This is a genomic window from Variovorax sp. 22077 (assembly GCF_052044195.1).
Taxonomy (GTDB): Bacteria; Pseudomonadota; Gammaproteobacteria; order Burkholderiales; family Burkholderiaceae_C; genus Variovorax; species Variovorax atrisoli.
In genome coordinates, this window is the sequence record NZ_JBQEQC010000021.1 from 136,956 (window position 1) to 144,328 (window position 7,373).

General features: G+C 68.2%; 6 protein-coding genes. All 6 read right to left on the reverse strand.

The genetic code is table 11. The features are described from left to right. Positions 1 to 39 precede the first annotated feature (39 nt). Positions 40 to 942 (reverse strand): 2-hydroxyacid dehydrogenase, encoded by a 903-nt coding sequence (locus tag ACTJLF_RS26175; RefSeq protein ID WP_132751503.1) that lies wholly within the window; start codon positions 940 to 942, stop codon positions 40 to 42. Then, complete coding sequence (locus ACTJLF_RS26180; RefSeq protein WP_440884194.1) at positions 939 to 2,582, reverse strand: ABC transporter ATP-binding protein; 1,644 nt, start codon at positions 2,580 to 2,582, stop codon at positions 939 to 941. Before ACTJLF_RS26180 ends, ACTJLF_RS26175 begins: the two co-directional genes overlap by 4 nt. Further along, positions 2,579 to 3,421 carry an ABC transporter permease gene (locus ACTJLF_RS26185; protein WP_019656076.1) on the reverse strand — a complete coding sequence of 281 codons (843 nt, stop codon included), beginning with the start codon at positions 3,419 to 3,421 and terminating at the stop codon, positions 2,579 to 2,581. The genes ACTJLF_RS26180 and ACTJLF_RS26185 overlap by 4 nt, the downstream gene beginning before the upstream one ends. Positions 3,422 to 3,436: 15 nt before the next feature. Further along, on the reverse strand, positions 3,437 to 4,411 hold the full coding sequence (locus ACTJLF_RS26190) for an ABC transporter permease (protein WP_019656077.1): 975 nt from the start codon (positions 4,409 to 4,411) through the stop codon (positions 3,437 to 3,439). 77 nt (positions 4,412 to 4,488) lie between these two features. After that, on the reverse strand, positions 4,489 to 6,051 hold the full coding sequence (locus tag ACTJLF_RS26195; RefSeq protein ID WP_019656078.1) for an ABC transporter substrate-binding protein: 1,563 nt from the start codon (positions 6,049 to 6,051) through the stop codon (positions 4,489 to 4,491). 48 nt (positions 6,052 to 6,099) lie between these two features. Then, positions 6,100 to 6,912: a class II aldolase/adducin family protein gene (locus ACTJLF_RS26200; RefSeq protein WP_051127615.1), complete on the reverse strand. Its 813-nt coding sequence runs from the start codon at positions 6,910 to 6,912 to the stop codon at positions 6,100 to 6,102. Positions 6,913 to 7,373 lie beyond the last annotated feature (461 nt).

A 7,373-nucleotide genomic window follows, 5' to 3' on the forward strand; every position in this document is an offset into this window, starting at 1 on the left:
GGGGTTCCTCTTTGAATGTCGGGCGCTGAAAGAAGGCGGCTACAGGCTCGCCAGGTTGTCGTGGGTCTGCCGCGCGATGGCCTCGGGCCGGGTGCGGGTCGCGATGTGGGGCGTGACGATGATGCGCGGATGGCTCCAGAAGGGGTGGGCCGCCGGCAGCGGCTCCTCCACGAAGGCGTCCAGCACGGCGGATGCGATCTGGCCGCTCTCCAGCGCCGCGAGCAGGTCTTCCTGCACGAGGTGGGCGCCGCGCCCGGCGTTGACCAGGCGCGCGCCGCGCGGCAGTTGAGCGAACAGCGACGCATCGAGGATGCCGCGCGTGTCGTCGGTCAGCGGCAGCAGGCAGACCAGGGTGTCGCAGCCGGCCAGGAATTCGGCGCGCGCCGCATCGCCGTGGAAGGCCTCGATGCCCTCGGGCAGATCGCTCTTTGGGCTGCGGCTCCAGCCGCGCACGCGGTAGCCGATGGCGAGCAGCGCCCGCGCGACCGACTGGCCCAGCACGCCCAGGCCGGCAATGCCCACGCGGTGGTGCCGGGGCGGCTCGATGGGCGCTTCTTCCCAGGCCGCGCGGCGCTGGCTCTCGAGATAGGAGCCCATGTGGCGCTGGCCGTGTACCACGGCCCAAGCCACGTAGGCATTCATGCCGTCGGCCATGTCGGGGTCGACGATGCGGCGCACCGGCACGTCGGGAAGCGCCGGGTCGCGCGTGATGTGGTCGGTACCCGCTCCCACCGACTGCACCAGCCGCAGGCGCGGCATGCGCGCGAGCAGCCCCGGCGGCGGCGACCAGCAGACCACGGCTTCGATCTCGCCGAGCGCGTCCAGCTCCTGCACCTCGGTGTCGATGCGGTGCAGCCGCGCCTGCGGAAAGCGTTCGCGGAAGGCGGGCTGCAGGTAGCCCATGGCGATCTGGTCGGAAACCAGTGCGATGTCGAGCGTCATGCGGCCACCGCCTGTTCCGCTGCCGCCGCCGAGAGCCTCGGCTGCGCCTCGATCAGCGTGCGCGTGTACGCATGCTGCGGGTTCGCCAGCACCCTGGCGGTCTCGCCGTACTCGACGATCTCGCCGCGCTGCATCACGGCGATGTGGTCGCACATCTCGCCGGCCACCCGCAGGTCGTGCGTGATGAACACCATGGCCAGCTGGAAGCGCTCGCGCACCTCGGCGAAGAGCTTCAGCACCTGGGCCTGCACCGATACGTCGAGCGCGGAGACAGGCTCGTCCGCCACCAGCAGCTGCGGCTCCATGGCCAGGGCTCGCGCGATGCCGATGCGCTGGCGCTGGCCGCCGGAGAACTCGTGCGGAAAGCGCTCCGCCGCGTCGGGCTTGAGGCCCACCAGCTCGAGCAGCTCCATTGCGCGGGCCATGGCCTGGGCCTTGGGCACCCCCTGGGCGATGGGGCCGGCCGCAATGGCCGGGCCGATGCGGTGGCGCGGATTCAGCGAGGCATACGGGTCCTGGAACACCATCTGGATCTTTCCTTGCGACTGCGCCCGGAACTGCGCGCCCGATTGCAGGGTGCGGCCCTTGAACAGCACGCGGCCGCTGTCGAAGGGCGCGAGGCCCACGATGCAGCGCCCCACGGTCGACTTGCCCGAGCCGGACTCTCCGACCAGCCCCAGCGTCTCGCCGCGGCGCAGCTCGAACGACAGGCCCTTGGCCGCTTCCACCCGGCGGCCCTTGCTGAACAGGCCGCCGCCGGTCACGTAGGTCTTGCGCAGCTCCTGCACCTGCAGCACATGCTCGACGGGGCGCTGGTCGGCCGGCGCGCGCACTTGGCCGTTCGGAATGGCCGCGATGAGCTTGCGCGTGTAGGCGTGCTGCGGCCGTGCCAGCACGGCAGAGGCCGGTCCGGCCTCGACCACCTCACCCGTCTGCATCACGACCACCTCGTCGGCGATCTCGGAGACCACGCCGAAGTCGTGCGTGATGAACAGCACAGCCGTGCCCTTGCGCTGCTGCAGCTCGCGGATGAGCTTCAGGATCTGCGCCTGCGTGGTCACGTCGAGTGCGGTGGTGGGCTCGTCGCAGATCAGCAGCGCCGGCTCCAGCACCAGCGCACAGGCGATCATCACGCGCTGGCGCTGCCCGCCGGACAGGCGGAACGGATAGCTGTCGATCAGCACCTCGGGCTCGGGCAGGCCGACGTCGGCCAGCGCCGCGAGGATGCGCTGGCGCTTCTGCGCGGCCGAGAGCTTCACATGGGCGTCGAACACCTCGGCGATCTGCTCGCCGATGCGCATCACAGGGTTCAGTGCCGTCATCGGCTCCTGGAACACCATGCCGATGCGCCGGCCGCGCAGCGTGCGAAGCTGTGCCTCGTCGAGCTGCAGCAGGTCCTGGCCGTCGAAGAGGATGCGGCCGGCCACGGGCTCCACGTGCGGCCGCGGCAGCAGGCCCATGATGGCGTTGGCGATCATCGACTTGCCGGAGCCCGATTCGCCGACCACGCACAGCGTCTGGCCGGGCAGCAGCTGCAGCGAAGCGCCGCGCACCGCCAGTTCGCGGTCGGCCCCCTGGGGCAGGCGGATGTCCAGGCCCTGGACGTCGAGCACGGGAAGTACGAGCTTTTCCGTTTTCATTTGCCCCTCCCGTCGGCGCGCGCGTTGAGGCCGTCGTTCAGGCCTTCGCCGACCAGGTTCAGCGCGAGCACCGTGAGCAGGATGGCCACGCCCGGGAACACCGCCATCCACCAGGCCTGGCGCAGCACCGTGCGCGCCGAGCCGACCATGTAGCCCCAGCTCATCTGGTTGGGGTCGCCCAGGCCCAGGAAGCTCAGGCTGGACTCCAGCAGGATGGCCGTGGCCACCATCAGCGAGGCCATCACCACGATGGGCGAGGCGGCGTTGGGCAGGATCTGCGTGAGGATGATGCGCGGCGTCGACTGGCCCGCCAGCTGGGCCGCTGCCACGAAGTCGCGCTGGCGCAGCGTCAGGAACTCGCTGCGCACCAGCCGCGCCACAGGCGGCCACGACACGATCGCGATGGCCGTGACGATCGACTGCACCGAGGGCTGGAAGATGGCCACCAGCACGATGGCCAGCGCGAAGCTCGGGATGGCCTGGAACAGCTCGGTGAAGCGCATCAGCGTGGCGTCGATCCAGCCGCCGAAGTAGCCCGAGACGGCGCCGATGCTCACGCCGATCAGCAGCGAGACCACCGTGGACACCACGCCGATCAGCAGCGAGACGCGCGCGCCGGTGACGATGCCCGACAGGATGTCGCGGCCCATGGTGTCGGTGCCCAGCAGCAGGCCCTGTTCCGCCATGGGCGCCGCGAAGGGCGTGCCGACCATGTCCCAGGGGTTGTTCTGTGCGACGAAGGGCCCGAGGGCCGTGACCAGCGCCACCAGCATCAGCACGATCAGGCCGAAGACCGCGCCCTTGTTGCGGCTGAAGCGCCGCCAGAATTTGCTTTTCATGAAGGGCTCCTTGGCTCAGCTCAGCTCGATGCGGGGATCGACGAGCGTGTAGACGAAGTCGGTGATCAGGTTGAACAGCACGGCCATGGCCGCGGTGAACAGGAAGCAGCCGAGCAGCAGGTTGTAGTCGCGCTGCAGCAGCGCGTCGAACATGAGCCGGCCGATGCCGGGCCAGGCGAACACCGTCTCGGTGAGCACGGCGCCGCCGATCATTCCGCCGGCCTGGATGCCCGCGAGCGTGACCACCGGCAGCAGCGCGTTGCGCAGGATGTGCTTGCGCTGGATGCGTCCGGGCGCCACGCCCTTGGCGCGCGCTGTCTTCACGAAGTCCATCTGCGCGACTTCCAGCATGGAGGCGCGCGTCATGCGCGCATAGACCGCCATGTAGAACAGCGCCAGCGTGAGCGAGGGCAGGATCAGGTGCTTGGCGATGTCCAGCGCCTTGTCGATGCCCGTGAGGTCCGCGCCCACGGTGAAGAAGCCGAAGGCGGGCAGCAGGTCGAGCTGCACCGTGAAGAGCAGCACCGCCATCATCGCCAGCCAGTAGAGAGGCGTTGCGTAGAACACCAGCGCGACCACTGTGATGAGGCTGTCCTGCCACTTGCCCGCGTTGCGGCTGGCCAGCGCGCCCAGCACGATGCCGAACAGCAGCGAGAGCCCGAAGGCCGTGCCCGTCAGCAGCAGCGTGGCGGGCAGGCGCTGCAGGATCAGGTCGACCACGGGCTGCTGCTGGCGGTAGGAGAAGCCCAGGTCGAGCTTGAGCACGTGGCCCAGGTAGTTGCCGAGCTGCACGGGCAGCGGCTGGTCGAGGCCGAACTGCTGGCGCAGTTGGGCCACGAACTGCGCGTCGGACGCGCCGGCCTCGCCGGCCATGACGGACACCGGATCGCCCGGCGCCGCGCGAACCAGCAGGAAGTTGACGGTGGCGATCACCAGCAGGGCCATCAGGCCCTGCAGCAGCCGCACGGACATGAACTGCAGTCGTTTCATGGCAAGCTCGATTCGGGCATGCGGTGGCCCGGCCCATCAGGTCGGCATGGCCCGGCGCCGCATGCGGGGGAGGGAGGTCAGGCCAGCTTGACGCGGCCCAGGCTGTCGTTCAGGCCGATGCCGGAGGACACCACGTTCTGGATCTTGGTGCGGTACAGCGTCGGGAAGTTGATCTCGTGCAGCCAGGCCACGGGCACCTCGTCGACCAGCAGCTTCTGCACTTCCAGGTAGATCGCGCGGCGCTTGGCCGGGTCGCTCTCGCGCGCACCGGCGGCGAACAGCTCGTCGACCTTGGGGTTGGAGTAGCCGGCCACGTTGTTGAAGGGCGAGCCCTTGGCGATGTTGTCGCTGGTGTAGTTGCGTGCCACGCCGAGCGCCGGGTCGCCGTACTGGTAGACGTAGGTGAAGGCCAGGTCGAAGTCCCACTCGCTGTTGCGCTGGTTCCAGCCGGCCACGTCGGTGGCGACCATCTCGATCTTGATGCCGGCCTGCGTGAGGTTCTGGCGCACGATCTCGGCCTGGCGCTGCCACGATTCGCCGTAGGGCAGCGGCAGCAGGCGCAGCGTCTCGCCCTTGTAGCCCGATTCGGACAGCAGCTTCTTGGCCTTGGCGAGGTCGCGCGGGTACTTGGTCACTTCGTCGCTGGCGTAGGCGATGTGGCTGTTGAACGGGCCGGTGGCCGGCTTGGCGTAGCCGTACCAGGCGACCTTGGCCATGGCCTCGCGGTCGATGGCGGTCCACACGGCCTGGCGGAACTTCACGTTGTTCATGGGCGCCGTGCGGTTGTTCATCCACAGCCAGCTGTGCGGCGCGAAGAACTCCCAGCCCTTGGTGGTCACGGCCGCGCCCGGCAGCTTGGCCAGGCGGCCCACGTCGAAGTACTCCACCGTGCCGCCCGGGGCGATGTCGACCTTGCCCGACTCGAAAGCCGCGGCGCGCGCGGCCGCGTCGGGGATGACGTGGAAATACACGCTCTCCACGCTAACGACGCCGGGCTGGTGGTAGTTCTCGTTGGCCACGAGATTGATGTAGGAGCCCTTGACCCATTCCTTGAACTTGAGCGGGCCCGTGCCGATCGGCGTGGCGTTGGCGGGGTTGGTCGCGAAGTCGGTGCCTTCGTAGATGTGCTTGGGCACCATCGGCATGGTGCCGTTCTCGAAGATGCCCATGAAGGGGCCGAAGGGCTGCTTGAGCTTGAACTCCACGGTGAGCGGGTCGAGCGCCTTGATCGATTCCACCTGCGCCAGGCTGGCACGGAAGCGCGCGTGCGTCTTGCGCAGGAACACGTCGCACGAGAACACCACGTCGTCGGCGGTGAAGGGCTTGCCGTCGTGCCACTTGACGTTGGGCTTTAGCTTGAAGACGTAGGTCTTGCTGTCCGCGCTCACGGTCCACGAAGTGGCGAGCTGCGGCTGGGGCTCGAGCTTCTCGTTGTAGCGCAGCAGGCCTTCGTAGATGTTGCCGGCGATCAGCTGAGTGGGGCCGTTCTGCACGATGCCCATCATCAGGCCGGGCGGCTCGGGCTGCACCAGCACGTTGACGACACCCTTCCTGGCCTGCGCCAGGCTGTGCAGGGGCACCCCGGCGATGGACAGGCCTAGGGCGGCGGAGCCGGCTTGGATCAGGTTGCGGCGTTTCATCGGAGCGGACCTTTCGAAATGGGTAGGGCAGTGAAGAACGGGTGAATCTCAGTCGCGGAAGGAGGCCGGGCTGGCCGGGGCCAGGCGCTGAAGGAGCGCGCGCCATTCGCGGGCGTAGGGGTCGTGCGGTGCGGAGGCGAGGCGGTTGGTGTCGCCGCTTTCGTACTGGCGCGCGGTCAGCTCGCAGACCTCCTCGGGCACCGGGTGCACGGCCTGGCCAGTGCCCTGGATGGCGACCTGCACGCGGCAGGCGCGCTCCAGGTTGTGCATCAGGATGAAGGCCTCGGCCACGCTGCGGCCCAGCGTGATCAGGCCATGGTTGCGCAGGATCAGTGCGCGGGAAGTCGGGCCCAGGTCGGCGACCAGGCGCTCGCGCTCCTCGTGGTTGAGCGCGATCCCCTCGAACTCGTGGTACGTCACGCGGTTGTGGAACTGCAGCGCCCACTGGTTGCACGGCTGCAGCCCGCCGGCCAGCGAAGACACCGCGACACCGGCGACGGTGTGGGTGTGCAGCACGCAGACCGCGTCATGGCGCGCGGCATGCACCGCGCTGTGGATCGTGAAGCCGGCCGGATTCACGTCGTATTCGGAGGGCTCGACGATGTTGCCGTCCAGGTCGATCTTCACGAGCGAGGACGCCGTGATGTCGCGAAACAGCATGCCGAAGGGGTTGATCAGGAATTGGTCCGTGGTGCCGGGCACGCGCGCGGAGATGTGGGTGTAGATGCTGTCGTCCATCCCGTAGAGGGCGACGAGCCGGTAGGCGGCTGCCAGGTCCTGTCGGAGCTGGCGCTCCGCGGCCGTCATGGGCGGGCGGGCGCTGCCGCGTACGTCCGGAATGCTTCGTTCTGCTGTTTCCATTGAATCTCCGAAGATCGACTGTCAGCTGTCGACAGTATTCATCTTGCAGGTTGCGTGCCAGCCCAGACATCGGCGAAAACCCGGAATTGGCGGTAGATGGCGCCTTGGCGGGGCCGCGCGTGCACCGCGAGCGGGCGCGGTTCTCGATTTGCGTGCAAGCCGCACAGCACGACGGCGCGGATGCTTCTGCGCTGGCGGCCTCACAAATATCTTTGTCGGCCGAAAGGCTCAGTGCTTCGACGCTGCTTTATAATCACGAAAAAGCACGATCGTTCTTTTTTATGGCGCCAGCGCCAGCGGGAAGAATGGAGAGGCGGCAAAGGTCGCGCCCTAGAATGACCGGTTTGCCCTCGAAGCCCCCTTTTTGCAATCCAATGGAGTCAAGTCAATGAAGGTTCTTGTGCCTGTCAAACGGGTCGTCGATTACAACGTGAAGGTGCGCGTGAAGAGCGACGGCACCG